Origin of the sequence: Candidatus Nitrosotenuis uzonensis (assembly GCF_000723185.1) — an archaeon.
In the GTDB taxonomy this organism is placed as follows: Archaea; Thermoproteota; Nitrososphaeria; order Nitrososphaerales; family Nitrosopumilaceae; genus Nitrosotenuis; species Nitrosotenuis uzonensis.
The window spans coordinates 193,132-218,471 of sequence record NZ_CBTY010000008.1 but is presented as its reverse complement, the minus strand read 5'-3'; the positions used below and the strand labels follow the sequence as shown (position 1 = coordinate 218,471).

The following is a 25,340-nucleotide window of genomic DNA, read 5'->3' as shown; positions in this document are numbered from 1 at the left end:
CTTGAAACGGAATTAAACGTCTTTTGCTCCAGCGCCAAAAAAATGCATGTTGGGTCTAGGCACAGTTTTTCAGCAAACTGCATAAAAAGATGCCTGATTTGGGGATTTTGGAATTTGTTCGTAAAAGCTAAACCCCCCATTATTGATCTAGTCTTTACGAATGGAATGATTTTTTCAAAAATGCCTGTTTTTGCAGGGGGTTTAACGTTTGTTCGTATCTATTGCAGACAACCCTCAAAACATCCCCATTACCCAGTAAAACATCGTCCTTCATTTTTTCTCACGAATAAAAGCTAAACCCCCTGCAAAAATGGCACTTTCTGGGCAGAAATCTGGTTTTTTCACATTCAGAGAATGAAGGAAATAGAAGACCATTCGCTCGTTCATCACGCACAAAATTCATAATTTCTTGACCGAGTTTTGCCCCAAAAGGGTGGGGTGTTTTTTGCAAGAATATGGTCAAAAACGAGATTTTTTGTTAAAATCAGAGTGAGACAAGAATCTTGAACCCACCATAAAGCATACGTTTTGGGTCAAAAGGCATTGATTTTGTGTCCATTTCTGCAAGACGCGGATCATTGATGACCTTGGCATTTACGCTGTCACGGTGGGCGCGTGACTTGAATGCAATCCACGAGAACATTATCGTCTCGCCAGGCTTGGGTTTGATTTTTTGAGGAAACGGCATTGCCATTTTTACATTAAGATTGTCGCCTACACATTCTCTAAACTCTAGTGCGCCGTGCTCAATCCATATTTTACCAGCTTTTCTGGCAAGTTGCCTGTATGCCTCAATTTTGCGCTTCGGTACTGGAAGCACAAATCCATCTACATACCGGGCTTTGCTTTTTACCATGAATGATCTAGATTATAATTCCTTATGACTTTTTATGCGGCGTTTGGAACTTTTTCCCTTGTCTGGACTATGGCAATCTCTACAGTTTCAAGAGGGTCTTCTACCTGGTTTCTTTTAATTGAAAATAGTTTTGGCTTCTCAAAGTCCTTGGTACAGTCAGGACATGCATAAACTAGAACCCTGTGTTCGTTTGGGGCCTTTGGATTTGATAGGTGTGGATAATAAGTTAGTCTCCCGCCACAATCAACACAATATCTGTTGGCCCTTCTAGTTCTGGCCAATGTAAACCTCCTGCATTATTCCTAGTATTCGATCAGATATTAGATCGCAGTGGTCTAACAGAATCAACACAAACGGTTGCAACGATCAATATTTCTAAATTCGAATTTTGAAATATTGTCTCACATCATGCGCCAAAGTCAGAACAGCAGGCATCCAATACAATAAAAAATCTTTCAGAACTCGAATTTAGAAAGATAAGGCGCCGCCCGTCAGACTTGAACTGACGACCCCCTGATTAACAGTCAGGCGCTCTACCACGCTGAGCTAGGGCGGCAACAGACTCTGTCCTTGACGCAAGCGATTTAATTCTTACTGGTAGGTGTGATCAAAAAGAGCAAAACAATGATTGGGGTGTGAAATTATCTGAAAACTTAAGAGATTATTTTTCTATTCCCTTTTCCTTGTAGAATTGGTAAATTCCATCAAGGAAGACTCTGTGGTCTTTGTTTCTGACCTTGGTCCTTGCCTGTATGTCAGCTGCTGTCTGGGTCACATCGTTAAGAACAGGGCCTGTAAGCACTACTTCATCGCCTTTTGATACGACCTTTGTTTGGCCGCGAATCTTGGCTATTCTTGGAGCTCTCTCACCCTGAAAGTTCTCTACCAGAACAAGTCCGTCTTTTGTCTTTACCGTGATTGGAAAGTGTGCATAAATAATCTTCATTTTTATTGTGTATCCGTTAAGAACGCCATCGCAGAGTGTCCGGATTATAGAATATGCAGTATTTGCAATTGCAAAGTATTTTTTCCTCGAATTTATCGCTCTGACTCGTACTTTGTTGTCTTTTACTTCAAGCTCGACTGGTATTTTCTTAAAGTTCTTGTGTGTTTTTCCTAGAGGGCCTTCCACATGGAGCATATGCTTATCAAGTGTTACCTTGACCTTTTGCGGTACTTCAAATGTAGCTTCGAAGATCTCTTCCTGTTTAGTAGACATACCCTATCAGGAAACCTCCAATTCCTTTGTTTGCAGCCTCATGGTGTGACATCACGCCTTGGTTTGTGGTCACAATAAGCATTCCTTTGTTGTATGACGGCAGATATTGCTGCTCCCAGTCGTTAAACTCGTCTTTTTTTACCTTGAATCTTGGGGTGATTGCACCACATTTTGTAATATGCGCCAGAAGCTGAATCTTGAACTTGCCGCCTCGTTTGTCTTCAACGTGTTCAAATTCGCCAATATAGTTGTGTTTTTGAAGTGTCTTGAGCACTTCGATTGCAAGTTTAGAGGTAGGCAGTATGATGCATTCTGTTCTTCGTCTTGCTTCGTTGTTGTAAATGGTATTGAAAAGATTACCTAAAACATTAGTTGCCGGCATGTTCTCACCTATATTTTGCAAATCCGAGTGAATTTGCTACCTCTCTGAAACATCGTCTGCAGATATTAAGATGATATTTTTGTATTACAGCCGTGTAGTCGCCGCATCTTTTGCACCATCTTGACCCCTTTCCGAACTTGTGTTCTTTTCTTCCAGTGTACTTGTATGATCTGTCTTTCATTATACGATTTCCACCCCAAACTCCCTAGTTAAAAACTGCTGTGCTTCCTCACGCGAAATTCGGTGCTTTGCACCCACACTTGCCTTGTGTCTACTCCTCACTCTAATGCTAAAGCCAGGCCTAGTTAGCGTAACTGCCGCCTCAAGCCCCAAGATACCAATCTGTGGATCGTATTTTATTCCTGGAATGTCGATGTGCTCTTTAATTCCAAATGAAACGTTGCCAAAATTATCAAATGATCTTCCTTTCAGTCTGTTGCCTACTGCTGCAAGCAGTCTTTTTAGGAGCTGCTTTGCATCCTCGTCGCGTACTGTTACTGCAACGCCTATTGGCTCTCCCTTTCTTACGCCCCAGTCTCTCTGTGTTGTCTTTGCGTCTCTTGCGCAGGATTTTTTGTTAGTTATTGAATCAAGTGCTTTTTTTGCAACTTCTATTGTCTCACCGGATCTTCCAACACCCATATTCAGGACAACTTTTTCGAGTCGAATTGTTTTCATTGTATTTTCTTCTGCCATAATATCACGCTATTTGAATGATGGGTTCCTTTTTGCCAACTGCCATAACAAGTTCTGCTGGGATTTCGATTTCTCTTTGTCCAAAAGATAGCAGAACACGCTTTGGTAGTATGAACGTGCCCTCTTTGATTTCTTTTACTTCTGCAACTTGGCCTGCGTTGACTCCCTTCGTTACTATCACTTTGGAGCCTTGTTCTAGTTTGATTACTTCATTAATTTTTTGTTCTGGTACCTGCATCAGGCACGAATCACCAACGTTTATCTTTACATCGGAGAGTAGCGAGCGGCCATCATGGAATCCAAGCTGTGTTTTTCCAGATTTTATGGTGGATTTAGTTGTGACCTTGACCAGCTTTACATTCTTTTCTGAGTTTTTGATTTTAATTGGATGCAGTATGTGACCATTTCCTGGAACTAGTCTGTACGCGTCAGACACTCCATCCAGCTCTATGACATCCATAAGTCCTATACCATGGTGTATTGATTTTCTTGTAATCCCGTCAATTTTCACTTTACCGTTGTAGATTGCATAATGTGCTTCTCGTGCGGTTGTCACTAGTTTTAGCATGTCCCTTAGGAAGACTTTGGTAGGAATTGACACGTTCTTTCCGTGCGGTCCTGGACGCACAGTAGTAACAAATCGTGGACGTTTTCTTGAGATGCCCCAGAACATCGGAGCCATCTGTCTTTTTAGTTTCTTACTTCCTGCTATGCTTGGCATTACTTATCCTCCTTTTTTGCGGTCTTGGCTACTTTTGATTCTTTATCTTTCTTGGCCTCTTTTTGAGCTGGTTTTGAGTCTGCTTTTTGCTCTGTCTTTGGTTTTGGTTCCGGCTTTGATTCTTTTTTCTCTAAAGTTTTGGATTCTTTTGGTTGAGCCTTGCCTTCCAGTTTGTTTACTCTCCACTTGTCTTCCGTATTAAGATCAGTTACCACCAAGTTTGATGTGTGAATGTAAACGTCCAAGTTTCCGCCCTTGAGTTTTTCCTTCTTGATGCCTTCTATTGCAACACCATTCTTCTCAGAAGATACTCTCAATATTTTGCCAGAGACGCCCTTGTACTCGCCCCTCATCACCTTTACCGTATCGCCTTCCGTTACTCGTACACTTCGCTTGTTGTACTTTTTTGCCAGATCATCAGATAGGTGACTGCACATTTGCTTACTTCGGATAAACGAAGACGCTTTGTAGATTGTACGGTTGCGGATCAGTGTAGGCTTCATGTTATACCACCATTGACGCCAAGTTTGCAACACGTGGCCATTTCTCAGATGCTTCTGCTGCTACAGGTCCTTTTATGTCAGTTCCTTTTATTTCGCCTTCCGGAGTAACAAGAACAGCTGCGTTGTCTTCAAATGTAACTCGAACTCCGTTTAGTCTTCTAATAGGATATTTTTGCCTGATTATTACAGCGCCAAAGATCTGCTTTCTTAGCTCTGCAGGGCCTTTCTTTACCACCACATTTACAAAGTCACCCACAGCTGCAGACGGATATCTGGATGTTCTTGTCTTTGCTCTTTTTACCATTATTATCTCCAGTATTTTTGCTCCGGTGTTATCTGCGCACGTGATTCTTGCTCCAAGCGGGAGTGATCTTGTAACATATGGTCTGAACTCTTGTACGCCCTTTGCAGATACTGCACGACTTTTTCCTGCAGACATTTTATGACTTGACCTCCACCACTACAAAAGAGACGGATTTTGCAATTGGCCTGCACTCGGCTGCCACCACAGTTGTGCCCTCCTTTATCTCGAGCTTTGCTGACTTGTAGGCATGAATTTTGCTCTTGCTTCTTGCATATCGTTTTGATTTCTTGATGTAAAGAGGGCTTTCGTGCTGGATTACGACTGTGTTTTTGTTCTTTGCGCTCACTACCTTGCCCTCAAAGAGCTTTCCACGCACGCTAAGTGGCTCTCCGTTATCCATAACGATTCCTTTGTACGTTTTAGATTCTGTGTTTTTTGTCATGCTTTCACCTTTATTCTGTCCTCTGGTCTTTTTGAGATTAGATTACCATCAATTATTATGTCTTGGCTATTTAGTGTAAATTTCCACGTGTTGTGCTGTTTTTGAATCATTTTCACTCCGCTTTGAGTCTGCAATGTAAGCATTGATTTTGTCTCATCAATTATTTGCCCCGACATGCCCACTATCGAGTTGTTTGTAGAGTTCGCAATCTGTGTTTGAAGTCCTATTAATTCATGGTTTACTAGGTTCTGTGCAGTAATCATTTCTTTTTCAACTCGTTTTGCCTTGTAAGCATCCTTGCTACTTCTTTTCGTAAAGCCCGTATCTTTCCACTTTCCTTTCTAACGGTTCCTTTTGCGGCTTCCATTCTTAGTTTTGATAATTCGATTTTTGATTGCATTAGTCTGTCCTTCAAGTCTGTCTCGTTGAGCTCTCGGATTGATTTCATCTTTAGTCGGGCCATTTACTTTAGTTTCTCCTCTACGTCATCTAAGAGATCAAGGTTTTCTATTTTTTCTGCGATTAGTTTTACTTCTTCACTCTCTGTTCTAGCTTTGCGCTCTGCTTCCTCTCTTGCAAGTCTTCTTGCTTCTCGTTCTGCTTCTTTAGCACCCTTTAACTCAAATTCTGGGATGTATTTGTCCTTCTTTGCTATTCGGATTCTGATTCCTATGTATCCCATAGGGGTTGGAACGTGTGTGATGTCTTCATCTACGATAATGTTTGCTTGATGTCCTGCGCGCGGTAGAATTCCAAGTGAGTGTTTTTCAAATGAGGAACGATCTCCTCTGAGCTTGCCAGATACTGTAATTTGAACGCCCATTGCTCCTGCATTCATGATTTGCTGCAGTGACCACATTGTCGCTCTTCTAAATGCGGTGCCGCGCTCAATTAATGATGCAAGTCTGTTGCACATTACGCTGGCTGTAAGTTCTGGTTGCGCTATCTCGTTTACTGCTATCTGTGGGTTTTTGAGTCCAAAATCTTTTTCAAGTTTTTCTGTCAAGTCTCGTATGCCTGTTCCTTTTCTGCCAATTACAATTCCAGGTCTTGTGACGTGTAACACTACTCTTGTGCCCGTCGGTGTCTTTGAGATTTCAACGTGTGAGAATCCTGCTTCCTTGATTGCAGATCTCAGATAGTCTCTGAGAAGCATCATGTTGTAATTGTCTTTGATTACATTTTTGACTGAGGACATTATTAGATCTCCTGAGCTACCAGCTCAATATGTGTGAGTACATTGTTTTTCGGAGTGGCTCTTCCCTGTGCCCTCGGAGTAAATCTTTTTACTATTACGCCCTTGTGTGTCACTGCAGAAATTATCTTTAGTCTGTCAAGGTCCATTCCTTTGTACTCTGCGTTAGCTTCAAGGTTGTCAAGGAGTTTGATAAATTCTGTTGCTGTCTTTTGTGGGTATCTGCCAGACATCACTCCAGTGTCGGAGCGGTGTCCAACCTCGTTCTTGTATCTTCTAAACGGAACGGCACGCTTGAGCGCAATTACTTCCTGCAAATTATCGCGCGCTTTCTCTATCGAGAGACCGTTGATCATCTTTGCAACCTCGCGCGCATGTTTGTGTGAAATTCCCTTTTCCCTAACTGAAGCACGTACGTGCTTTGTTGAGTCAAAATTTTGAAAGGCGTAACCAAAATGCGGCATATTTCTCACTTCAACGGGACGTATAGACTAGATCGTGATGCCCCTACGCCTGGCGCACCATGTTGCACTCGTTTGTTAGTTCTGACATACTCGCCAAGAAAATGACCGATCATTGGCGGTGTTATTGTCACTGGAACAAACTCTTTTCCTGAAAAGACGTTAACTGTTACTCCTACCATGTAGGGCAAAATTACAAGATCACGTATGTGTGTTTTAATTGGGTTTTTTGATTTGCCGGCTTTGTCAAGCTTTATTTCCTCAATTAATTTTCTTTTACCATCCGTAATTCCACGTGTCAGGGAGCGTCTTGCTCTTGCGGGAAATATCTCGAACAGCTTTTCAAGCGACATGTTCTGTAGCTGATCCAGTGGGATTCCCCTATAGTCAAATTCCTTAACCATTCTTTAGCACCTTTAGGATTGAGATTCGTGGCATCATTTATAGCATTCCTATCTTTGTGGCAAGGTCTCGTGCTTTCTCTACAGTTTCGAATTTCACAAATGCCTTTTTGCCTGAGATCGTTCTTGCAGTGTTGATATCGATTGCGTCCTCTTCGTAGAGAGTCTTTATTGCTTCTTTAATCATGTTCTTGTTGGACTCGGTATCTACGATAAAACAGATTCGCGCATCTTTTTCGATTAACGCGAATGTCTTCTCTGTAATGTATGGTCGTATGATTATCTTTGTTGCTTGTGCAGTATTCATTTTAATGCCTCCATGAGCTCAAGGTGTGGTGACTTTATCTTGCTGATTTCATCCAGCGCAGATTTTGTATAAACGGTAAGTCTGGCTGGTTTTGAGCCAGGTGCCAAATCAAGCACAGACAATGCGCTTGCTGCACATACGTCTATTCCAGGTATTGAACCGCATGCCTTTGCAAGGTTTTTCGGATCTTTTGTTACAAACAGTACGCTTTTTCCCACTTTGGTCTTTCTTCCTCTTATTGCAGACCTGCCTGAACGCGCTTTTCGCTTCTCAAGTCTTTGCACATCTGCAGATAGGTTGAGTGCATCAAGTATCTTGGAGATTTCTTTTGCCTTGGTCACTTTTTCTATATCATCTGATACTATCATCGGGAAGGATGGAATCTTTTCTACCACATGGCCGCGTGATGCGATGATGTCTTTTGACGCAGTGGCCGCGATTGCAGAGCACAAAGCAAATCGTTTTTCTTTTTTGTTGAGTTTTTTGTGTATTACCTTTTCTGATGTGGGTGGATGGGCCTGTCTTCCGCCTCGTACCATTGCAACTCCTGCTGCCTGTCCTCGTCTTGGACCGCCTCCCCTAATTCGTGCGACTCTTGCCTGTCCGTGGCCCGTAGGCGGGTCATTTGACATTGCAACTACGTTCATGCCTGCTGCAGGATATCTTCCCTGTCTTTGATAGTGGTGAGAGTCCAAGTTGACATATGCTTTGTGAATTAGATCCTCTCTTAATGGAGTCAGGAATACTTTGGGTAGATCTATTTCATCCTGTTTTGTGCCAGTTAGTGAGAATGTTTGCGCTTTCATATTACAACCTCAAGTATGTTCGGTTTGAGAACTTTAGATGGAACGTTTCGTATTTGGGTTCTTAGTTTTACCATTCTCCTATATGTTCCAGGAATTGAGCCCTTTAGAACTACAAAGTCGCCGTTAACAAAACCATAATGTTTGAATCCGCCATCAGGATTTATTTTGAATTCATTTTTTTCTGTGTTGCTCATTATCATGATTCGTTTGTTGTATTCAACTCTTTGATGGAAGCCTCGCTGTCCTGCACGTGGTACCGTATACATGATGCTTGCAGGAGAAATAGGGCCTAGTGAACCTACAGCTCTTACGCTCTTTCTTGATTTGTGTTGCTTGCGCTTTACACCCCACCTAGTGATAGGGCCTTCCCATCCTTTTCCTTTAGTGATTGATGCAACGTCGACGCTTGAGCCAAGCTCAAACACATCCTCAATTTTTACTTGTTTTCCAAATAATCCTTTCACAAAATCAAATTGTTGTTTTATGTCGCCTCCCTTTACTGCGACTTCAAAAACATACGGCTTTTTTTGTGCAATCCCTGCCTGGTTTGGCATGACTGCAACAATGGCATGAAGCTCATCAACTCTGCCAAGAAGTTTTTCTGCCTTTTCTGCAACCCCATCTTTTTGCTTTAATGTAAATAATCTTGAAACTTCTTTTGGAAGATCAGTGCTATAAACATCAAAAAGCGCGTGTGAACCATAAACATCGTCATAGTAACCGCGCATGCCGATGACAGATATTGGTGGTGTTGCTACAACCGTACCAAGACTTACCAGTTGTTTTCCATGGTTTGGTGTCTTTTCTCTGTCATCAATGCTGACAATTTGGATGCAGCCTACCTTGAACCCTGCATAGCCAAGCAGTTTTGGTTGTTCCGAGTTGATTTCAGGCCAAGTTCTGATTCTGGCCTCCATGCTTTTGGCACGTCCTCTAGGCAGATATGCAAGACTTCCACGACGTGGTTGACTATGTTTTCTATGACCCATGGATAATCGAAAACATTCGTTAACCCCATTATATACCTAGGGATAACGAAAGTTACGGTGTCAGTATATCGCTGATCGAAATGTACAGTGTGATTGCCCCAATTGTTATTCCCACCAATCCAACTAGGATTGCCAGTCTGAGAAATGCGCCCTGCTTTGGCATACTCGGAATTGCATGCAAGCTACTAATTTGAGTTTGCAAAGTTCAGAATCGACATTATGCCAAGCATTGCCTCTTCCAAGCGTATTGTAGCTGTGGCCTGATTTGGAAAAAAGTTTAGCACCCTAGTGTTTTGTATTTCGTTTATTTTTTTTCCAAGTATGTCATACAGTCCTCTGTCTGGTGCTCCAAATACGAGCAGAAGAGGCTTGTCGGATTTTGCATATTCTTGGATCTGACCAAGCGTTGCATCCTTGCCCTTACGTGAAGTCAGAATGATGTTGCCTTTCCATTCTTCAAGAATGTTCATCAGGTTCGGCCTCTCCTTTACCTTGTAGCCCCAGTACTCTTTGATGTAAAATTCTGAGATCTCTTTGACTGTCACAACCGGCTCTGTGGATTTTATCTGAACTGTTATTCTTTTTTTCTCGTGCTCTCTGCCATAGTAAGGTATGAGTTTGTGTATTCCAATATCGAGGAATTTTTTCCCTTTGTAGTGGACTACGGCCGCCTCTCTTAGATCACCCTCCTTGAGGCTTTTTACATCCGCAGAAAGCGAGTGGTGGGGAATTTGTAGTGGATGCAGGATGCCGGCATATTTTAGATCATCCATTTTAGGAAAGAGTGCGCGTCTGAGATATTGAGGGGTTTCAAGATATTTCAGAATGGTTGCAAGTAGAAAACGATCTTGCTCGTTTCCTTTTCCCTCATCATAGATGAAAATAGCGTTTACTTTGAAGATGGCGCAGGCCCTTGCTATGATTGAAATCTTGCGTGACTTGTCTAGTTTTGTGGTTTCGTCCTTGAGCGATGAGTCAGGAATTGCTACTGAAAGGTTCAATGAGATTGTCTACGCGTTAGGCGTCGGGAATTTTTGTTTTGCAGCTTTTGCATAGTTTGCAATTTGCTCTTCAGATACTTTGACAAATTGTCTTGACGCTGTTTTTATTTCTGACATCTTGATGTGGTCTGTGCCTTCTTTCTGGTCGCTTGCAAGATAGATGCATGCTGTTGCCAGTGCAGCCGCATCATCAAGGGACATATCAGCTTTGTAGTTTTTCTCAAGAAAATCGTTTGCTTGTTCAGAACCGGATCCGATTGCAACGGCGTCATATGCAATGTACGTGCCGCTAGGGTCTGTAAGATACAACGAGTTTCCATGAGAGTCAACTCCTGCTATGATTAGTGCAACGCCAAACGGCCTTGCACCGCCAAACTGTGTGTATTGTTGGCATTGGTCAGCAAGGTGTTTTGCAACTGTTTCAACGTCTACCGGTTCATCATATACGATGCGGTTGCTTTGTGCAAAGAATCTTGCATTGTCAGCTTGGCTTCTTGCATCTGGTATGTATCCGGCTGCTGCAAATCCGATATGATCATCGATTTGGAAAATCTTGTGGGCGTTCTCTGAGATTTGCAGTTTGCGGGGTTTTTCTTCAACTGCAATAACGACTCCATCTTTTGCTTTGACGCCGACTGCAATTGCGCCCCGGCGCACAGTTTCGATCGCGTATTCGACCTGATACAATCTTCCGTCAGGTGAAAATATTGTAATGGCTCTGTCATAGCCTTGTTGAGAAGGAAGCAATTCTGATTTTGCTCCTTTTAACGTTTATTTTAAGTTTAGTTATACTGTGTGCTCGTGCGATTCGAGATTCCATTTTACGGACATCCCAACATGAGAGCGTTTCATCCAAGAACAATAGAGATTACAACTGAGCCTGAGCTAACGGTGCAGGGCGACTGCATTGTAGGGGTTAACGCTTCATGTGGATGCAGCGGCATTCCAGAACAGATGAAGCGGGCACTAAGGCGATCGGAGTCGAAAATAAAAATCACGATCAAAGTAGATGAAAGCTCGTTTGTTGTTTTTGGAAACGGTCATGAGGATCTTGTGCTGGAAAACACTCATGACATAGTCATACGAAAGAGCAGATATACGTGCCCCCGCACGCTTGCGATAAACTGCGACAAGGCCTCCGATGACATACCAAGAAAAATGATAAAACAGTTGCAGGACCCCAAAACAAGGGGCCTGTTTGTAATTGAGGTTACTTGAGTTTTTTATTGCCAGTGAAGCTTTTGCTTTCCAGCACTTGAGCTATTGCTCGGTTTACGATCTCCATCATAAGGTGCTCGTTTTGAGTGCCTTCTGATTTTTTCTGAAGTGCTGGCTTTTTTGCGATTCCATCTAGAATTTTTTCGATTTTTACGGATGTTGTTTTTATCAGTGCAGAATATTTTGAGTCGATGTCTTTTGCAGATTCACTTGATATTAGCTTGGTTGAAGTACCATAGTATTTTGCAATCGCACCTCTGATTTCTTCGATTCTAACAATTTCAATAAGGCCAGCATCTTTTAGAATTTCAAGGTGATGTCGTATTGTTGTCAGAGCTTTGTTATAACCTGATTTTTGAAGCTCCTTTGCAATTTGCTCAGTTGTCAGCTGCTTGTGGTATAATGCTTCTACGATTTTGGCTCTGGCCGGATCTTCCAGGGCTTTTGCCTGTGAGAGAGATATTGTCATCACTCTGTTGATTTTGATTGATTTTTCAAGTATGGTAGACATGATATTTGCAAGTCCAAGGTTCAGCTAAAAGATCGTCGCATCAGATTTTTTTGTCCATTCGCATTAACTTTTTTATGCTACGGTAAATTTCATACCGGTTTAAAATAATTGGTAACCAATACGAAAATTATCAATATGGTATAAGATTTATCCCACTATAATCAATAATATTGTACCGCTACGACCAATACGAAAAAAATAAAAAAAATGGCCAAGCTGGGAGACGGGGTTCTAAAATGAGTGTAAAACCGCAGAAAACAGGATCTGGAGAAATTAGAATTCGAGTTGAAAGTGAGAAGATATGGCTAAAGATGCTTTCCGGTTATCTTCTCATAAGAGATTACGTATCGTTCTGACATTTTCCGGATTATCTCCTCAGGTATTGGTGGCGCTACTGGCTCTTCTCCTTTTTTCCGTGCATCCTCAAACTGTTTTTGATATCCGTTTGCGGTTAACCAGTCTCGTAGAATTTGCTTATCGTATGATTCTTGTATCTTGCCTACGGCATATCCATCCTTTGGCCACATTCTATACTCGTCCGGCCCTATAGAATCGCCAAGAATTATCTTGTTATCAAGCTTGCCAAACTCCAGTTTCAGGTCAGCCAGTATAAAACCTGCCCTATCTGCCACCTCGTACATCATGTTGTAGATTTGAATTGACTTTGATTCAAGCCAGGAATATTCCTGCTCAGTTACAAGACTCCTTTCTATAGCAGTTTCTCTGTTAAGTGGCTCATCGTGCTCTGATTTTGTCGTAGGATCAAAAATTGGACGAGGTAGTTTTGCAGCAATTTCAGTTACAGTATCCGATGGAAGGGTGATCTGGCCTTCCTTCCATCGTGTGATCAGGCTGCCGTAAAAGTATCCGCGAACAACGCATTCCACTGGAATCATTTTCATTTTTCTTACAATTACTTCGTTTGCTGATCGTAATCTTACAAAGTGGTTCTGTACAGGTAGTTTATTGAACCAGAATTCGGCAAATTTGCACAATACTTCGCCTTTACGAGGTATAGGATCGGCAAATTTTACATCATATGCGGAAACTCTGTCGCTGAATTTGAAAAGCAGTGTTCCATCTTCAAGGTCATATACATCCTTTACTTTGCCTGAACCAAGAAACTTCAATGTTGAACATTTGATGTGTTATTTTATAACAATTTTGAAAGACACGTGTTTGTATTTTTCAAGTACAGACAAAAATTTATCAATGGAAATTCCGCTTCACAAGCATGCGCGATATAAACGAGATCATGCCAAAGATCCCCAACATGAGGTGGGGTGCACTAACAAACAAGTTTCCTACTGCAAGAAATGTTCGTGAGATGGACAAAATGCTTCCCCACGATAAAAGATGGCATACAGTGTTTGATTTTGAGGATCACGTTTATGTTGATGACGTTCGGGTCTGGAAAAAAGACAAAAAAGCACTAACCTAGGAACCCATCATACCAGGCATCTTTGGTGGTATTCTGTACGGTTTTGTCACTACAATACCATTGTCTGCAGTTACTGTAACTTGTTCTAGTGGATTTCCATCAGGAGGCGACAAAATGACCTTTTGTCCAGGTGCAAGTGTCCCGAGTATTAACAAGTGGCCCGCCCCAAAATCAACTTTGACGTTTGTCAGATCCTTTCCCCCAGTGTTTTGCACCATCACTCTTGCTGTCACAAACAGGTTCTGCGGATCCTTGAAAGGGTCTACATCGATTTCATAGTCTTGGCTTGAGAATGTTCCTTTGGATAATGAAAATGTAATTAGTATGCCTATTCCTACGATTGCGGCAGCGGCCACAATCACAAGATATCTGTATACAGCCATCAGAGTAAGAGCAAAATTCTGACTATTAAGATTAGCTTTTCTTGTAGCAGATATTATTTTTCACATACAAATTGGCTTTTTGCATTTCCATTATACAAATCGATTAAAGCATCAAGCGCACATTCGGATATGTATGGGTACGGTGTGGTTATTGTTGGTGCCATCAGATCTTCTGGAGCAGTTGAGTGGCCCAATCCCAGTCCATGGCCAATCTCATGTCGTAAAATGATCGCGAGTTGTTCGTCAGTTATGTTATTAACATCATATATCGTAATTACAGATTTTAGTATCTGATGATTTTCCTCATCAACATATGATTTTGTGTATCCGGAATATCCGTCTGAGCTTCTAAGGTCGCTGAGTCGTATTACAATGTGTCCATCTCCCTCATCTGTTGTAATGGTATGTAGTGTAATTGGAATTGGATATTTTGTACGTATATTAGAGAGGCTTTCAAGTGCTCCGCGCCATCCAACATAATACACGGACGAAGTTCCATGCAGGCCCTTGTGCAGTAATGAATCATCCACAGTGACAGTTTCCCTTGAGTTGATTACATTGTTTATGATTTTAAGTCTGCTCTCTGTTAGCTCCTGTGAATCCATCACATGGATATGAAACAGATCGCCTGCCGAAATTTTCCAATTGACCCATGTATCTATCGTATCGCCCCTAAGATTCTGTACCACAAAGGCACTCTTCATCTCTTCAAGAGGAACAATTTGAGGCACATACAAGAAATATAGTACGCTTGCCACCATAAGAAATCCTGTTAAGATAGCAAAGAGGGTCATACGGTTTGATTTTCGAGGCAGTGTTTTGATAGAAGGTATTTCTCGGGATAGTGGATCTATATCCTCCATCTGCCAGATCTTTTCGATATCTTGCGACCAGAACCATCCTCTCTTTGCAAATCTTCTCACAGATAGGATTGCAATTAAAGCGACAGATAGTATTACCGCTGTTGTCATTACATAATAAAAGCGAATTGAGTTAATACTTGAAAACACGTTAGAATGCGGTTCGGCCACAATAATTCCCCATGTGTGGCTTCCAACGATGATTGGCACATACATTACAAACATTTCAGAACCATGTAGTGTTTCAACTACAGTTCCAGATTTTCTTTTTAACACTTCATTAACACTTTTCAAATGCAGTAGAGAATCCATTACTTTATAGGCTCTGTTCCTAGAATCAACGATCAGATTTCCATTATGATCAACTAGAAAGACATACTCATTTTTGTTCAGCTTTATAGACGCAAACTGATTTGTCCATTCGTCAAGATTGATAAGCGCCCCCCATATTCCAACAAATTCGCCCGATGGGGACTTTACGGGAGTTACAATTCCGATGGTGTTGTAAGTCTTTCCTTGCGGTGAGAATAGCTCACTCACATACGTGCCGTTTGTCTTCATCAAACCGATATACCAATCTCTGAAAGCAAAGTTGGTCGAAACCACATCAAGCTGTCTTTGATATGGTTCGATCATGTACATATCGCCGTTTGGAAGTACGAAAAATACCGTGTCAATGTCATTTCGATTATACAGTATGGTTTTTGCCAAAGCTCGCTTTTCCAATTCGTCATATTCTCCAACTCCATGAAGTTTGGAAACTAGCAGACTTGGATCGGGGGGAGTCGTGACACTGTCCTGTTTTGCAGTTATCTCAATTAACGAAACAATATCCAGCAGTTCAGTTTCAAATCTAGAAACGATTGGCAATGTCTTTGCTTCTTTTTGTTCAATTATTCTACTGTATTCTTGAGCAGCCAGATGCTCCCCGTATGTGATTGTAATGATTAGTGCCGGAATTAAACACAACAAGACGGCATGTATCGTCTTATTGATGATCTTCCCTCCATTCTATTTGTATGATTTGGAAGAACTTAAAAGTTACTATCCTACCATCATACGTTGTAACAAGAATACTTTAAAATCAAACAAACCGAATTCTGATTGTAGAAATTATTTGCCGCCCTGTTCTGGAATTGTAGAGAGCGTGGTAGTTGAAATGACGTTCGGTATTCTTCTTAGTTTTTTTGTAACAATTTCTGATACTTCTTTGTGTGATGGGCCCTGCACCTTTACAAAAATATCATACATGCCGTATGTGCCGTGTGCTTCCTTTACACCATCGATCTTTAGGATTTCTCGCATGACATCCATTTCGTGCGCCATTTCACACTTTACAAGAACGAATGCTATTTCCATCTATTCACCCTTGACTTCTGCACGGGTTTTGAATGTTGGCTTTATTCCGAGTGTGGCATAGTCTCCGGTGGTGCATGTAAAGCACATAGAGTTATGCGGTATTCCCACCGCGTTTGCTAGATTCTCTGCGTCGTTGTATCCTAAAAAGTCAGCCCCGATATCGCTCCTTATTTTTTCGATGATCTGTTCATCAGTCACACCATCAATAATTCCCGTTGCAAGCTCATCCTGTGACGGAAAATCAATTCCTGCATAACAGGGGTATTTTATTGGAGGATACGTTATCAACATGCTTATCTTGCTTGCCCCAGCCCGTCTGAGTGCTTTTATGATTGCTTTTGAGCTTGTGCCGCGCACAAGACTATCATCAATTACAACTACGTGCTTTCCTGAAATTATATCTGTTATCGGGATTATCCAGCGGTTTATCTCCACTCTATCACTCTGGTGCGGTTCGATAAAGCTGCGCAGTGGACCTTTTTTGCTATATCTGTCTTTTAGTAGTCCCTCATCAAAAGGTAGCCCAAGCTCCTGCGCATATCCGAGGGCAGCGGGCCTTGCAGAGTCAGGCACCGGAATTACAAGGTCGGCATCCTTTATTGGAAACTTTCTTGCAAGGAACTGGCCAATCCTTTTTCTTGCCACATAGATGTTTGTTCCCTCCATTCTTGATGTAGGGTGCGCAAAATACGTAAACTCAAACGAGCAGTGGGCTCGCTTTTTTTCCTCAGAGAACATTTCCGATTCCATTCCGTTGTTGCTAAACTTGAGCAGCTCGCCTGGAACAACATCACGGACAAGTTTTGCACCTATGGCAGTAAGGGCCGATGATTCTGATGCAACTATGCTTACGCCACCCTCCTCCTTTGAGCCAAGAACCATGGGCCTGAAGCCACGAGGGTCGCGTGCCGCATAAACGGCATTGTCATCAGATACAAAAGTAAAGCAATAGGAGCCGGCCATCTCGTTTTTCAAAATAGATAATGCGCTGCCGAGCTTGCCGTTAGTAGACATTAGTGATACAAGACGCTGTGCTGCAATGAGCGTGTCGCTTGCATTCTGTGGTGTAAACGTGCATCCTCCTACAAGGTTTGCAAGCTCTGCAACGTTTGCTATAGTTCCATTGTGCGCAATACACAGATCCTTTACTTTCAATGGCTGCGCATTCTCAAGGTTGCTTTTGCCTACTGTCGAATATCTCACATGGCCTATTGCTGCAGGCGATGCATAATCTTCAGTTATCTTTTGAAATTCGTGTGATGCTGACGATACAAGACCTAGGCGTTTTATTGGCGATTTTTTTGGAACTGCAATTCCCCATGCTTCCTGACCCCGATGTTGTAGTGCCCTTAATGCATCAATTACCATCGGAATTACGTTCACACCGTCGCTGCTGAAAATACCAACAACGCCACAGTTCTCTTTAACCATGAAGCACCAGATCCCTCAGTGAATTAAACCACTTGTCATGTGCTTTATCAACCCTTAGTTTTGCAATCGGCTTTTTCTTATGCAGTATCTCTATTTCTTTGCCGTGGAATCTTCCAACAAGGCCAAATTCTACCTTGCATTCTCGAAGATATTCCACGACGGAGTCAAGGTTTGCAGGTTCTACCACCAGAAGATACCGCGAGTGGCTCTCTGAGAATAACAGTTTATCACAAGATATTTTGTCCTGTGGTACATTCTCAAGCGATATTGTGCAGCCTATGTCGCTAGTCATTGCAATCTCGCTTGCCGCGACCGCAAATCCGCCCTTTGAGCAGTCGTGTGCTGCCTTTAATTTTGCGTTTTGTATCAGATGGAGCACTGCATCCATGTTCTTTTTTGATTCCCTCATGTCAACTTGAGGACAATGGCCTCCGATGAATTTGTGTATGTACTCATAGTATTCAGAGCCGCCAAGCTCATCCTTTGTTCTACCCACCAACAACAGCACATCGTTGTCCACTATTTTTTGCGGTTTGAGCGGGTTTTTGTCGATGAGTCCTAGCACGCCGATCAGCGGTGTTGGCTTGATTGGGCCTTGCGGCGTCTCGTTGTAAAGGCTCACCTTGCCGCCAACACATGGTATGCCATAATATTTTGAGAATTCGGTTATTCCCTTGAGGGATTCTAGAAATGTCCAGAATATTTCCGGGTTTTCGGGGTTTCCAAACTGCAGGTGGTCCACCATTCCTATTGGTGTGGCTCCCGTGCACACTACATTTCTGCACGCTTCCTCAAAGCAGCCAATAGCGCCATGTCTTGGATCAAGATAGCAGTGCTTGGGATTGCCGTCTATCTTTACTGCAAGATATTTTCCGTTGTCCAGTCGCAGTACTGCCGAATCTACTCCTGGCTTTACAACAGTTCTTATTCCCACTTCATGGTCGTACTGGCCATACACCCACGACTTGCTTGCAATGTTTGGACTTGCAAGAAGCCTCAGAAGTGTTCTTGTCATATCGAGGGCAGGCTTTGGTTCTTTTTTCTTTTTTAGCTCGTCAATATATGCAGGTCTTTTTGATGGCCTATCAAGCAGAGGCGCGTTTGCAACAATTTCCGCCGGCATTGAAGCAAGTACGGTGTTTTTTTCCCTGACCTTCATTATTTTATCGCCAGTTACCTTTCCTATTACAGAGCAGCTTATCCTGAACCGCTTGCAGATCTGTTGCAGTGTAGCGAGTTTTTTCTTATCAGTGATTATCAGCATTCGCTCCTGCGACTCGGATGTCATTATTTCAGATGGCTTCATGTTCTGCTCTCTTAGGTGGACTTGGGCTACGTCAAGTTCTATTCCCACACCCAGTGCATCGGCAGTTTCTGAAACTGCGCAAGATAGGCCTCCACCCCCAAGATCCTTGATTGCCTTGATGCAGCCTTTGTTTCGCGCCTCAAGTGTTGCCTCTATTATCAGTTTTTCAATGAATGGGTCTGGAATCTGCACAGCTGAGCGGTCTTCCGTTTCAAGAGAATCAGAGGCAAACTGCGCTCCTCCTATTCCGTCCCGGCCGGTAGAGCCGCCCATTAGGACTACCACGTCACCAGGCTCTGCATGATTTTTGAATAGATTTTCTTTTTTTCCAAAACCCACCGATGCGACATCAACTAGTGCATAATTTGTATAACATTCATCGAACTCTACCTCCCCTCCAACGGTAGGGATGCCAAGGCAGTTGCCATAATCGGCGATTCCAGTCACGGCGTTCTTGAAAAGCCAGCGGGCATGAGAGTCCTTTTCTATATTTCCAAATCGTAATCCATCAAGTATTGCAATCGGTCTTGTGCCAGCAGACAGTATGTCCCTTATCACACCGCCCACTCCTGTGGCAGCACCCCCATACGGCTCAACTGCAGACGGATGGTTGTGACTTTCAATGTGAACTGTTACCACATAACCATCTCCCACGTCAAGGACCCCGGAATCGTATCCTTTTTCATGAATTACTCGCGGACCCGATGTGGGAAGCATTTTCAGGTGTATTTTTGATGATTTGTAAGAGCAGTGCTCCGACCACTCTGCTGCCACTATATGCGTTTCAGTCTCATTTGGCGTACGACCGATTTTCTTTGTCAGGTATTCGAGTTCTTGCGGATGGAGGCTCATCGTCTTGCACCGACAGTGGCTATCAGGGATTCAAATATCAGGTTTGAAGGTCGGCTGTCTTTGGGGTTTATCTCCGCTTCCACGGCGCGCTCCGGATGGGGCATCATGCCAACGACGTTTCCCTCTTTGTTGCATATTCCTGCTATGTCAAATACTGAATCGTTGATGTTCTCGCCATATCTGAATACTATCTGATTATTTTTCTTGAGTACTGCCAGAGTCGCCTTGTCAACATAGTAACGGCCTTCCCCGTTTGCAATTGGTATTGGGATTCTTTGTTTTAGCTCAAACTGACTGGTAAACGGCGTTCTATTGTTTTCCACTATTAACTCAGTCCATCTGCACATAAAGTTCAGCGAAGTGTTTCTTAGCAATACGCCTGGGAGCAGTTCTGATTCCACTAGGATTTGAAAGCCGTTGCAGACGCCTAGAACTGGCATTCCCTTATCAGCCATTTTTTTTACATCGGCAATTACAGGACTGTGGGCTGCGATGACTCCGGCCCTCAGCCTGTCTCCATAGGAGAATCCGCCAGGAAGCACGACTGCGTCAAGATTCTTTGGAAGTTTGTCCTCGTGCCAGAAATACTGGACATCTAGATTGAAGACGTCCTTTAGTACATGATACATATCCCGATCGCAGTTGCTGCCGGGGAAAACTATGACGCCGACTCTCACAAATCAAGTTCTCCGACCGCACTATTAAACCATAATCGAATGACAAATCTTTTTTATCTACAAAATAGGCAAAACGGATAATGGGATATGTAAGAGACATAATGAACAAACACGTAGTTACGATCTCAAAGGAGAAAAGCTGCCTTGAGGCCTCAAGACTCCTTCAGGAAAAAGACATTAGTTTTCTGGTAGTCGTAGAGCAAAACAACCCAGTAGGAATTATAACTGAGGCGGATTTTGTGCGAAAGCTTGTGGCCCAGGACAAAAAACCTTCTGAATTGAAGGTGGCAGACATAATGTCACCAAAATACAGATGGGTCGAGCCGACCACCGCCATAGAGGACGCAGTTCAAAAGATGCTAAATAACAACATTCGAAGGCTAATAGTGCTCGAAGAAGGAAAGCTTGCCGGCGTCATAACCCAGACAGACCTTGCAGCGTACCTAAGAAGCAAGTTGTTAATCGATGAGACCATAAGAGGAATCGGAAGCGAAGACTAGATCGGTTTTGCAGAAAAGGTGACCTTGCTCACCATGGGATTGTATATCCTGAGCTCATCACATAGCTTTTTTGTCGTCTTTTCAGCTGTGTCTTTTGTTTTGGACGAAATATGAAATTTTAGCATTTTTGCAGAACGGATTTTTTTGACTTCCGAGTAGCTGCCTTTGAGGACAAGATCGTTAAGTATTGTTTCTCCTTCGGGATCGTTCATCCCCGGCTTGTTTTCAATTATTACTTGCACTTCAAAGAGGGGCAACGAGTCGGATTTATCCTCGCTCTAATATAATCTACAACAGGGAATAGATGTTATGGTATAATGTATTAATTTATAATGCAATGTAGATTCTAAAACTAAAGTGAGCCGACATAGATACTGGAAACTGACAGCTGATGAGATGCTAAAAGCAGAATATGATCCAGCCAAAGTTCTGAACTGGGAGATAAAGGGAGTCAAAGAGCCCGAATCAGAGGCAATATTTATCGGCACATTCATGTACAGAAACGGAACACCACTTGATTACACACCTATCAAGGGAATAGCATTTTACCACAACAATGTCGAAAAAAAAGAAGTCGACGAAGTCACAAAATTCCTAAAGGACAAATTCGGTGGCGAGCCAAAAGAAAAGGGAACCAGAGTATTTCTTGAGAATTCCAAAGAGATCTACACAGGAAAGGAAATTGGCCAGCTCGCAAAGGAAATGGAATCAAGATTTAAGCTAAGAGGGATAATCTCAATAGAATTCAAGGACATCACCGAAGAGGAGCGTAAAAAGTCCGGTCTTGCAGACGCAAAGCTGCTGCCCATCCCTGGAAAGCATTAATTTCGCAACCTAAATAGATATTCGTCGCCCATACAAGGCATGTCAGAGCTGCAGGGAATCTATGCACATTTGGCGGAGCTTAGGAGCAGGATAATCAGGATAGTCATTGCGCTGGGAATAATCATCACGTTTATGCTAACGTTCAAGCTTGCGCCAGTTGTAGTAGGCGGAATCACGCTGTACTATCCAATGCCAGAACCACTGCACAACATGGCAGCCCAGATTACAAACTACATGAAAGAGACACTTGTGCCTCAGAATGTGCAGCTCATACAGACTGCTCCGGGCCAGGCCTTTTATGCTCAGGTATACATTGCCGCTCTGGTGGGATTGGTTGTCTCGATGCCCATCATTGTACGCGAGCTTACATCGTTTATCAAGCCGGCTCTTTCTGAAAGCGAAGTGCATGCAGTCCGCTCAATAGCACTGCCTGCAATCGCGTTATTTGTCACCGGTGCCATATTTGCGTACCTTACAGTAATTCCGTTCATGCTTGATTTTCTTTACCAGTACGGTGAGTCGTCCGGACTGGTCACATTTCTGAACGTGATGGACTTTGTTACCTTTGTGCTGCAATTTCTTTTGGCATTCGGAGTTGCATTCCAACTTCCACTGATAATGTATGCTGCCACCGCTTCCGGAATGACCGACGTGCAGTTTTGGAGAAGAAACATCAGGTACGCGTTTGTGATTCTTGTCATAGTCGGTGCAATTGTAACCCCAGATGGGAGCGGTGTGACAATGTGGTTCATTTCAGGTCCCATGATTGGGCTTTATGTCGTAGGCATGTTTTTGCTTGAGAGACGCGAGCGAAATACTAGAAGACTTAAATCTGAAGATATGCCTAAGAACAAATAGATGCTATCAAGTATTATGGGCCTTATCGCCGGACAAGAGTGGATCTTTATCATAATTGCAGCTGCGATATTGATATTTGGCGCAAAAAAGATTCCAGAGCTTGCCAAGACCATGGGCAAGGCAAGAGTAGAATACGAGAAAGGCAAGCTTGAATCAGAAAAAGAGCTCAAAGACCTAAAGGAAAAGAAAGACTAGGTCTCTGCAATTTTTGCAAACTCGTCCATTATTTTTCCAAACTCCAATGCGATCTTTTTTTTGGCAAACACCCCCACAATCTTTGAGATGCCGCCAAGCTTGATGTTCGCATTTACTGTAAGCTTTGTTCCATCAGGTACACTCTCAAATTGTTCTACAAAATGGCTTCCCTTTGCGTCGCCGCCTATAACGAACACTTCGTGAGTTTCCGGATACTTTGTTACATGTTTTGTCATCATTACAAACTCACGTGAGCCCACTTGAAGGTGTTCTTCCACTACTGCGATGTTTTCTCTGACCGAGCGCACCCTGACTGATGTAAAGTATTGAGGCAGTAAGTTCTGAAAGTTCTCATAGTTTGCCACTATTCCAAAGACGTGTTCTCTTTTTGCCCTAATTGTCTTCTCAAGGATTATCTTTGGCACACGTACTAGCTGCCCCATCTTTTGTATAAATCGTGCTCGATTCCAAACTGGTCAAGGCACTTTCCAACAGTATGGTCGACAAGCTCATCTATTGATTTGGGCCTTGTATAAAATCCCGGAACAGGTGGCAGTATCACCACTCCAAGCCTTGCAAGTTTGAGCATGTTTTCAAGGTGTATTGCAGTAAGTGGCGTTTCCCTAGGCACCAACACGAGCTTACGCGATTCCTTCATTGTGACGCCGGCTGCGCGCGCTACCAGCGTCTCATCATATCCGTTGGCAATGCTTGAAAGCGTCTTCATGCTGCAGGGGATTACTATCATCCCATCAGTCCTATAAGTTCCGCTTGATATGCCGGATGCAAGATTAGAGTCATCAGAATACTGCGATGCAAGTGTCTTGACGTCATCTAGTTTGTAGTCAGTTTCCATGGACAGGCATTTTTTTGCCCATTCTGTCATCACAAGATGCGTTTCCACTTTCTTTTCCCGTAGTACTTTGAGCATTCTTACGCCATACACTACACCTGTACTTCCTGTAATACCCACTACGAGCTTCATCAACATTACTTGAAAGACAGATTATTTTAAGATGTAACAGGATGGGGCAGATTAGCACCATGAAAACGAGTTTAGTTATATTAGACTAGTTTTGAACTCTGATTATACATGATAAGGCCCGCTGAGATTCACAAGATAGTAAAAGAGTATTCCAGTTTTAGAATAGGCGTTCTTGGCAGTCATTCGGCCCTTGAGATAATGGATGGGGCAAAGGATGAAGGACTGCAGACTGTAGTGATATGCCAAAAAGGCAGGGATGCCCCATACAGGAGATTCCAGAGAATTGCAGATGAGATCATAGTGGTCGACAAATTTCAGGACATGGCATCTGCAAAAATGCAAAAATTATTCAATGACACCAATACGATAATCATTCCCCACAGGGCTCTCACAGCATACCTTGGATATGATGTAATAGAGAACAAGTTCAAGGTGCCGATTTTTGGCAACCGTTCACTGTTTCAAGCAGAGGAGCGAAGTTTTTCAAAGAACCAGTATCATCTGCTTGAAAAATCGAAGGTAAGATTTCCGCGACTCTTCAGGGATCCAAAAAAGATAGACAGGCCTGCAATTGTCAAGGTGCAGGAAAAGACACGCAAGATGGAACGGGCCTTCTTTACTGTATCATCGTATGAGGACTATAAGCAAAAGTCAGAGGAGAGAATAAGAAAAGGAATTATCAGAAGGGAAGATCTCAAAAAGGCCAGCATCGAGGAGCTAGTTCTTGGAACATACATGAACTTTAATTATTTTCACACACCAATATCAGAGCAGGTCGACTTTATCGGAATTGAAAGGAGATTGCAGACAAACCTGTACGACTTTAACTCTCTCCCGGCAAAACAGCAGATGGATATTGACGTTGACATACAGAACATCGAGGTAGGGCACACACCTGCAAGCATAAGAGAATCTTTACTTGAGAAAGTAATAGAAATTGGGGACAAGTTCGTCGCAGGAGTCAGAAGGATTTATCCGCCTGGAATCATAGGACCGTTCTCGCTCCAGAGTGTCATAACAAAGGACCTTGAGCTTGTAGTGTACGACGTATCTCTGAGGGTGCCAGGAAACCCGATTGTAGCAACAACATCGCCTTACACAAAATACCAATATGGCGAAACATTTGGAGTTGGCAGAAGAATAGCAATGGAGCTCAAAAGGGCCTACGAGCTTGGGCGATTAGATAAAGTCCTGACCTAGGCTTCGACTGGCTCTTTTAGAAGCGTCTTTCTGACAAGAATTGGGATATTGTAGAATGCTGCCAGTGCAACTGCATCAGATGCCCTGTAGTTTCTAAGTACGATGTCTTTTTTCCCCGTAAAGTACAGGTTTGCTCTAAGAACACTACCACTCTCATACACCTTGGTTTTGACAAGCAGTATCTCGTTTTCCTCGCACAGTTGTTCGATCAGATTGTATATGGTGGGCAATCCGTCTCTTTTTCCCTCCACAAAGCTTTTGATGTGTCTTGCAACCTCTCCTGAAAATGCTCTCATGTGAAATTCTTTTTTGTCATCTGATTGCAGGACGATTATTCCCTCAAGCGCATATGGATCGATAAAACCGACGTAGGAGATCTTTGCGGTGGAATAGTCCGGATCTTGTTTCTGGTCTATGTTCAATTCCTGTATTCTTTACGTATTGATTTGATATAAA

Annotated in this window: 39 protein-coding genes and 1 tRNA gene; 7 read left to right on the top strand and 33 right to left on the bottom strand. The window is 42.8% G+C overall.

Annotated features, from left to right (window positions below; genetic code table 11):
* Window positions 1-484: 484 nt before the first annotated feature.
* From NITUZ_RS03815 to psmA, 21 genes are all read right to left on the bottom strand, one after another.
* The gene (locus NITUZ_RS03815; protein ID WP_048195463.1) at window positions 485-856 is read right to left on the bottom strand and encodes a DUF1428 domain-containing protein; all 372 of its coding nucleotides are present in this window, start codon (window positions 854-856) and stop codon (window positions 485-487) included.
* 32 nt (window positions 857-888) lie between these two features.
* Entirely contained in the window at window positions 889-1,137 is a 249-nt protein-coding gene (locus NITUZ_RS03810; protein ID WP_048195461.1) for a hypothetical protein, read from the bottom strand.
* A gap of 201 nt (window positions 1,138-1,338) precedes the next feature.
* Window positions 1,339-1,412: transfer RNA gene (locus NITUZ_RS03805), tRNA-Asn, on the bottom strand.
* Between the two features lie 105 nt (window positions 1,413-1,517).
* Window positions 1,518-2,075: a 50S ribosomal protein L6 gene (rplF, locus tag NITUZ_RS03800; RefSeq protein ID WP_048195459.1), complete on the bottom strand. Its 558-nt coding sequence runs from the start codon at window positions 2,073-2,075 to the stop codon at window positions 1,518-1,520.
* Window positions 2,065-2,457, bottom strand: a complete 393-nt coding sequence (locus tag NITUZ_RS03795) for a 30S ribosomal protein S8 (protein WP_048195456.1) — start codon at window positions 2,455-2,457, stop codon at window positions 2,065-2,067. The genes rplF and NITUZ_RS03795 overlap by 11 nt, the downstream gene beginning before the upstream one ends.
* A gap of 4 nt (window positions 2,458-2,461) precedes the next feature.
* Window positions 2,462-2,641 carry a 30S ribosomal protein S14 gene (locus NITUZ_RS03790; RefSeq protein WP_048195455.1) on the bottom strand — a complete coding sequence of 60 codons (180 nt, stop codon included), beginning with the start codon at window positions 2,639-2,641 and terminating at the stop codon, window positions 2,462-2,464.
* Entirely contained in the window at window positions 2,638-3,153 is a 516-nt protein-coding gene (locus tag NITUZ_RS03785; RefSeq protein WP_048195453.1) for a 50S ribosomal protein L5, read from the bottom strand. Before NITUZ_RS03785 ends, NITUZ_RS03790 begins: the two co-directional genes overlap by 4 nt.
* Window positions 3,154-3,157: 4 nt before the next feature.
* The gene (locus NITUZ_RS03780; RefSeq protein WP_048195451.1) at window positions 3,158-3,874 is read right to left on the bottom strand and encodes a 30S ribosomal protein S4e; all 717 of its coding nucleotides are present in this window, start codon (window positions 3,872-3,874) and stop codon (window positions 3,158-3,160) included.
* Complete coding sequence (rplX, locus tag NITUZ_RS03775; protein ID WP_048195449.1) at window positions 3,874-4,377, bottom strand: 50S ribosomal protein L24; 504 nt, start codon at window positions 4,375-4,377, stop codon at window positions 3,874-3,876. Before rplX ends, NITUZ_RS03780 begins: the two co-directional genes overlap by 1 nt.
* Window position 4,378: 1 nt before the next feature.
* Window positions 4,379-4,816, bottom strand: a complete 438-nt coding sequence (locus tag NITUZ_RS03770) for a 50S ribosomal protein L14 (RefSeq protein WP_048195447.1) — start codon at window positions 4,814-4,816, stop codon at window positions 4,379-4,381.
* Window position 4,817: 1 nt separating this feature from the next.
* Window positions 4,818-5,123, bottom strand: a complete 306-nt coding sequence (gene rpsQ, locus NITUZ_RS03765) for a 30S ribosomal protein S17 (RefSeq protein WP_048195444.1) — start codon at window positions 5,121-5,123, stop codon at window positions 4,818-4,820.
* Entirely contained in the window at window positions 5,120-5,386 is a 267-nt protein-coding gene (locus tag NITUZ_RS03760; protein ID WP_048195442.1) for a ribonuclease P protein component 1, read from the bottom strand. Before NITUZ_RS03760 ends, rpsQ begins: the two co-directional genes overlap by 4 nt.
* A complete protein-coding gene (gene rpmC, locus NITUZ_RS03755) occupies window positions 5,383-5,586 on the bottom strand; it encodes a 50S ribosomal protein L29 (protein WP_048195440.1) in 204 nt (67 codons plus the stop codon). The genes NITUZ_RS03760 and rpmC overlap by 4 nt, the downstream gene beginning before the upstream one ends.
* Window positions 5,587-6,321, bottom strand: a complete 735-nt coding sequence (locus NITUZ_RS03750; RefSeq protein WP_048195438.1) for a 30S ribosomal protein S3 — start codon at window positions 6,319-6,321, stop codon at window positions 5,587-5,589.
* Window positions 6,322-6,323: 2 nt separating this feature from the next.
* Window positions 6,324-6,782, bottom strand: a complete 459-nt coding sequence (locus NITUZ_RS03745; protein ID WP_048195436.1) for a 50S ribosomal protein L22 — start codon at window positions 6,780-6,782, stop codon at window positions 6,324-6,326.
* A gap of 5 nt (window positions 6,783-6,787) precedes the next feature.
* The gene (locus NITUZ_RS03740) at window positions 6,788-7,183 is read right to left on the bottom strand and encodes a 30S ribosomal protein S19 (protein WP_048195434.1); all 396 of its coding nucleotides are present in this window, start codon (window positions 7,181-7,183) and stop codon (window positions 6,788-6,790) included.
* Window positions 7,184-7,220: 37 nt separating this feature from the next.
* Window positions 7,221-7,487, bottom strand: coding sequence for a 50S ribosomal protein L23 (rplW, locus tag NITUZ_RS03735; RefSeq protein ID WP_048195431.1), 267 nt, complete (start codon window positions 7,485-7,487; stop codon window positions 7,221-7,223).
* Window positions 7,484-8,293 carry a 50S ribosomal protein L4 gene (gene rpl4p, locus NITUZ_RS03730; protein ID WP_048195429.1) on the bottom strand — a complete coding sequence of 270 codons (810 nt, stop codon included), beginning with the start codon at window positions 8,291-8,293 and terminating at the stop codon, window positions 7,484-7,486. The genes rplW and rpl4p overlap by 4 nt, the downstream gene beginning before the upstream one ends.
* Window positions 8,290-9,282, bottom strand: coding sequence for a 50S ribosomal protein L3 (locus NITUZ_RS03725; RefSeq protein ID WP_048195427.1), 993 nt, complete (start codon window positions 9,280-9,282; stop codon window positions 8,290-8,292). The genes rpl4p and NITUZ_RS03725 overlap by 4 nt, the downstream gene beginning before the upstream one ends.
* 185 nt (window positions 9,283-9,467) lie before the next feature.
* A complete protein-coding gene (locus NITUZ_RS03720) occupies window positions 9,468-10,283 on the bottom strand; it encodes a putative RNA uridine N3 methyltransferase (RefSeq protein ID WP_048195425.1) in 816 nt (271 codons plus the stop codon).
* A 9-nt stretch (window positions 10,284-10,292) separates the two neighbouring features.
* Window positions 10,293-11,030, bottom strand: a complete 738-nt coding sequence (gene psmA / locus NITUZ_RS03715) for an archaeal proteasome endopeptidase complex subunit alpha (RefSeq protein WP_048195423.1) — start codon at window positions 11,028-11,030, stop codon at window positions 10,293-10,295.
* Between the two features lie 54 nt (window positions 11,031-11,084).
* On the opposite strand from psmA, the gene NITUZ_RS03710 reads away from it, so the two are divergent.
* Window positions 11,085-11,501, top strand: coding sequence for a DUF371 domain-containing protein (locus NITUZ_RS03710; RefSeq protein WP_048195421.1), 417 nt, complete (start codon window positions 11,085-11,087; stop codon window positions 11,499-11,501).
* On the opposite strand, the gene NITUZ_RS03705 is transcribed toward NITUZ_RS03710, so the two are convergent.
* On the bottom strand, window positions 11,494-12,012 hold the full coding sequence (locus NITUZ_RS03705; protein ID WP_048195419.1) for an ArsR/SmtB family transcription factor: 519 nt from the start codon (window positions 12,010-12,012) through the stop codon (window positions 11,494-11,496). The two genes, NITUZ_RS03710 and NITUZ_RS03705, sit on opposite strands and share 8 nt — an antisense overlap.
* A gap of 305 nt (window positions 12,013-12,317) precedes the next feature.
* A complete protein-coding gene (purC, locus tag NITUZ_RS03700) occupies window positions 12,318-13,142 on the bottom strand; it encodes a phosphoribosylaminoimidazolesuccinocarboxamide synthase (protein WP_048195417.1) in 825 nt (274 codons plus the stop codon).
* Between the two features lie 104 nt (window positions 13,143-13,246).
* Here purC and NITUZ_RS03695 point away from each other — a divergent pair, with 104 nt between their 5' ends.
* A complete protein-coding gene (locus tag NITUZ_RS03695) occupies window positions 13,247-13,453 on the top strand; it encodes a hypothetical protein (RefSeq protein ID WP_048195415.1) in 207 nt (68 codons plus the stop codon).
* On the opposite strand, the gene NITUZ_RS03690 is transcribed toward NITUZ_RS03695, so the two are convergent.
* The 6 genes from NITUZ_RS03690 to purQ form a co-directional block, all read right to left on the bottom strand.
* Window positions 13,450-13,836: a hypothetical protein gene (locus NITUZ_RS03690; protein WP_048195412.1), complete on the bottom strand. Its 387-nt coding sequence runs from the start codon at window positions 13,834-13,836 to the stop codon at window positions 13,450-13,452. The two genes, NITUZ_RS03695 and NITUZ_RS03690, sit on opposite strands and share 4 nt — an antisense overlap.
* A gap of 53 nt (window positions 13,837-13,889) precedes the next feature.
* The gene (locus tag NITUZ_RS09655) at window positions 13,890-15,665 is read right to left on the bottom strand and encodes a cache domain-containing protein (protein ID WP_052370062.1); all 1,776 of its coding nucleotides are present in this window, start codon (window positions 15,663-15,665) and stop codon (window positions 13,890-13,892) included.
* A gap of 144 nt (window positions 15,666-15,809) precedes the next feature.
* Entirely contained in the window at window positions 15,810-16,055 is a 246-nt protein-coding gene (locus NITUZ_RS03680; protein WP_048195411.1) for an Lrp/AsnC family transcriptional regulator, read from the bottom strand.
* The gene (purF, locus tag NITUZ_RS03675) at window positions 16,056-17,486 is read right to left on the bottom strand and encodes an amidophosphoribosyltransferase (RefSeq protein ID WP_048195408.1); all 1,431 of its coding nucleotides are present in this window, start codon (window positions 17,484-17,486) and stop codon (window positions 16,056-16,058) included.
* Window positions 17,479-19,644 carry a phosphoribosylformylglycinamidine synthase subunit PurL gene (gene purL / locus NITUZ_RS03670; RefSeq protein ID WP_048195405.1) on the bottom strand — a complete coding sequence of 722 codons (2,166 nt, stop codon included), beginning with the start codon at window positions 19,642-19,644 and terminating at the stop codon, window positions 17,479-17,481. Before purL ends, purF begins: the two co-directional genes overlap by 8 nt.
* On the bottom strand, window positions 19,641-20,321 hold the full coding sequence (gene purQ, locus NITUZ_RS03665; protein WP_048195403.1) for a phosphoribosylformylglycinamidine synthase subunit PurQ: 681 nt from the start codon (window positions 20,319-20,321) through the stop codon (window positions 19,641-19,643). The genes purL and purQ overlap by 4 nt, the downstream gene beginning before the upstream one ends.
* A gap of 80 nt (window positions 20,322-20,401) precedes the next feature.
* On the opposite strand from purQ, the gene NITUZ_RS03660 reads away from it, so the two are divergent.
* Complete coding sequence (locus tag NITUZ_RS03660) at window positions 20,402-20,821, top strand: CBS domain-containing protein (protein WP_048195401.1); 420 nt, start codon at window positions 20,402-20,404, stop codon at window positions 20,819-20,821.
* Here NITUZ_RS03660 and purS read toward each other — a convergent pair.
* A complete protein-coding gene (gene purS / locus NITUZ_RS03655; RefSeq protein ID WP_081844850.1) occupies window positions 20,818-21,078 on the bottom strand; it encodes a phosphoribosylformylglycinamidine synthase subunit PurS in 261 nt (86 codons plus the stop codon). The two genes, NITUZ_RS03660 and purS, sit on opposite strands and share 4 nt — an antisense overlap.
* Window positions 21,079-21,178: 100 nt before the next feature.
* On the opposite strand from purS, the gene NITUZ_RS03650 reads away from it, so the two are divergent.
* The 3 genes from NITUZ_RS03650 to NITUZ_RS03640 are packed head-to-tail and all read left to right on the top strand — an operon-like array spanning window position 21,179 to window position 22,699.
* The gene (locus tag NITUZ_RS03650) at window positions 21,179-21,646 is read left to right on the top strand and encodes a hypothetical protein (protein WP_048195399.1); all 468 of its coding nucleotides are present in this window, start codon (window positions 21,179-21,181) and stop codon (window positions 21,644-21,646) included.
* Between the two features lie 39 nt (window positions 21,647-21,685).
* A complete protein-coding gene (gene tatC / locus NITUZ_RS03645; RefSeq protein WP_048195397.1) occupies window positions 21,686-22,504 on the top strand; it encodes a twin-arginine translocase subunit TatC in 819 nt (272 codons plus the stop codon).
* A 15-nt stretch (window positions 22,505-22,519) separates the two neighbouring features.
* Entirely contained in the window at window positions 22,520-22,699 is a 180-nt protein-coding gene (locus NITUZ_RS03640; protein ID WP_177309458.1) for a twin-arginine translocase TatA/TatE family subunit, read from the top strand.
* Here the strand turns inward: NITUZ_RS03640 and NITUZ_RS03635 are convergent.
* Together NITUZ_RS03635 and NITUZ_RS03630 are read right to left on the bottom strand one after the other, a co-directional pair.
* Entirely contained in the window at window positions 22,696-23,124 is a 429-nt protein-coding gene (locus NITUZ_RS03635) for an SRPBCC family protein (protein ID WP_048196037.1), read from the bottom strand. The genes NITUZ_RS03640 and NITUZ_RS03635 overlap by 4 nt on opposite strands.
* A gap of 5 nt (window positions 23,125-23,129) precedes the next feature.
* The gene (locus NITUZ_RS03630) at window positions 23,130-23,684 is read right to left on the bottom strand and encodes a UbiX family flavin prenyltransferase (protein ID WP_048195392.1); all 555 of its coding nucleotides are present in this window, start codon (window positions 23,682-23,684) and stop codon (window positions 23,130-23,132) included.
* Between the two features lie 108 nt (window positions 23,685-23,792).
* On the opposite strand from NITUZ_RS03630, the gene NITUZ_RS03625 reads away from it, so the two are divergent.
* Window positions 23,793-24,884: a formate--phosphoribosylaminoimidazolecarboxamide ligase family protein gene (locus tag NITUZ_RS03625; RefSeq protein WP_048195390.1), complete on the top strand. Its 1,092-nt coding sequence runs from the start codon at window positions 23,793-23,795 to the stop codon at window positions 24,882-24,884.
* Here NITUZ_RS03625 and NITUZ_RS03620 read toward each other — a convergent pair.
* Window positions 24,881-25,306, bottom strand: coding sequence for a bifunctional nuclease family protein (locus NITUZ_RS03620; protein WP_048195388.1), 426 nt, complete (start codon window positions 25,304-25,306; stop codon window positions 24,881-24,883). The genes NITUZ_RS03625 and NITUZ_RS03620 overlap by 4 nt on opposite strands.
* Window positions 25,307-25,340 lie beyond the last annotated feature (34 nt).

Coding starts and splice junctions, on each gene's coding strand:
- NITUZ_RS03760 (WP_048195442.1), bottom strand. CDS start 5,386: ATGATTACTGCACAGAACCTAGTAAACCATGAATTAATAGGACTTCAA.
- NITUZ_RS03630 (WP_048195392.1), bottom strand. CDS start 23,684: ATGAAGCTCGTAGTGGGTATTACAGGAAGTACAGGTGTAGTGTATGGC.
- NITUZ_RS03625 (WP_048195390.1), top strand. CDS start 23,793: ATGATAAGGCCCGCTGAGATTCACAAGATAGTAAAAGAGTATTCCAGT.
- rplX (WP_048195449.1), bottom strand. CDS start 4,377: ATGAAGCCTACACTGATCCGCAACCGTACAATCTACAAAGCGTCTTCG.
- NITUZ_RS03785 (WP_048195453.1), bottom strand. CDS start 3,153: ATGGCAGAAGAAAATACAATGAAAACAATTCGACTCGAAAAAGTTGTC.
- rpmC (WP_048195440.1), bottom strand. CDS start 5,586: ATGGCCCGACTAAAGATGAAATCAATCCGAGAGCTCAACGAGACAGAC.
- NITUZ_RS03660 (WP_048195401.1), top strand. CDS start 20,402: ATGGGATATGTAAGAGACATAATGAACAAACACGTAGTTACGATCTCA.
- NITUZ_RS03680 (WP_048195411.1), bottom strand. CDS start 16,055: ATGGAAATAGCATTCGTTCTTGTAAAGTGTGAAATGGCGCACGAAATG.
- NITUZ_RS03780 (WP_048195451.1), bottom strand. CDS start 3,874: ATGCCAAGCATAGCAGGAAGTAAGAAACTAAAAAGACAGATGGCTCCG.
- NITUZ_RS03745 (WP_048195436.1), bottom strand. CDS start 6,782: ATGCCGCATTTTGGTTACGCCTTTCAAAATTTTGACTCAACAAAGCAC.
- NITUZ_RS03795 (WP_048195456.1), bottom strand. CDS start 2,457: ATGCCGGCAACTAATGTTTTAGGTAATCTTTTCAATACCATTTACAAC.
- rpl4p (WP_048195429.1), bottom strand. CDS start 8,293: ATGAAAGCGCAAACATTCTCACTAACTGGCACAAAACAGGATGAAATA.
- NITUZ_RS03725 (WP_048195427.1), bottom strand. CDS start 9,282: ATGGGTCATAGAAAACATAGTCAACCACGTCGTGGAAGTCTTGCATAT.
- purF (WP_048195408.1), bottom strand. CDS start 17,486: ATGGTTAAAGAGAACTGTGGCGTTGTTGGTATTTTCAGCAGCGACGGT.
- NITUZ_RS03695 (WP_048195415.1), top strand. CDS start 13,247: ATGCGCGATATAAACGAGATCATGCCAAAGATCCCCAACATGAGGTGG.
- rplF (WP_048195459.1), bottom strand. CDS start 2,075: ATGTCTACTAAACAGGAAGAGATCTTCGAAGCTACATTTGAAGTACCG.
- tatC (WP_048195397.1), top strand. CDS start 21,686: ATGTCAGAGCTGCAGGGAATCTATGCACATTTGGCGGAGCTTAGGAGC.
- NITUZ_RS03815 (WP_048195463.1), bottom strand. CDS start 856: ATGGTAAAAAGCAAAGCCCGGTATGTAGATGGATTTGTGCTTCCAGTA.
- NITUZ_RS03705 (WP_048195419.1), bottom strand. CDS start 12,012: ATGTCTACCATACTTGAAAAATCAATCAAAATCAACAGAGTGATGACA.
- NITUZ_RS03750 (WP_048195438.1), bottom strand. CDS start 6,321: ATGTCCTCAGTCAAAAATGTAATCAAAGACAATTACAACATGATGCTT.
- rplW (WP_048195431.1), bottom strand. CDS start 7,487: ATGAATACTGCACAAGCAACAAAGATAATCATACGACCATACATTACA.
- rpsQ (WP_048195444.1), bottom strand. CDS start 5,123: ATGACAAAAAACACAGAATCTAAAACGTACAAAGGAATCGTTATGGAT.
- NITUZ_RS03640 (WP_177309458.1), top strand. CDS start 22,520: ATGGGCCTTATCGCCGGACAAGAGTGGATCTTTATCATAATTGCAGCT.
- NITUZ_RS03740 (WP_048195434.1), bottom strand. CDS start 7,183: ATGGTTAAGGAATTTGACTATAGGGGAATCCCACTGGATCAGCTACAG.
- purL (WP_048195405.1), bottom strand. CDS start 19,644: ATGAGCCTCCATCCGCAAGAACTCGAATACCTGACAAAGAAAATCGGT.
- NITUZ_RS03690 (WP_048195412.1), bottom strand. CDS start 13,836: ATGGCTGTATACAGATATCTTGTGATTGTGGCCGCTGCCGCAATCGTA.
- NITUZ_RS03770 (WP_048195447.1), bottom strand. CDS start 4,816: ATGTCTGCAGGAAAAAGTCGTGCAGTATCTGCAAAGGGCGTACAAGAG.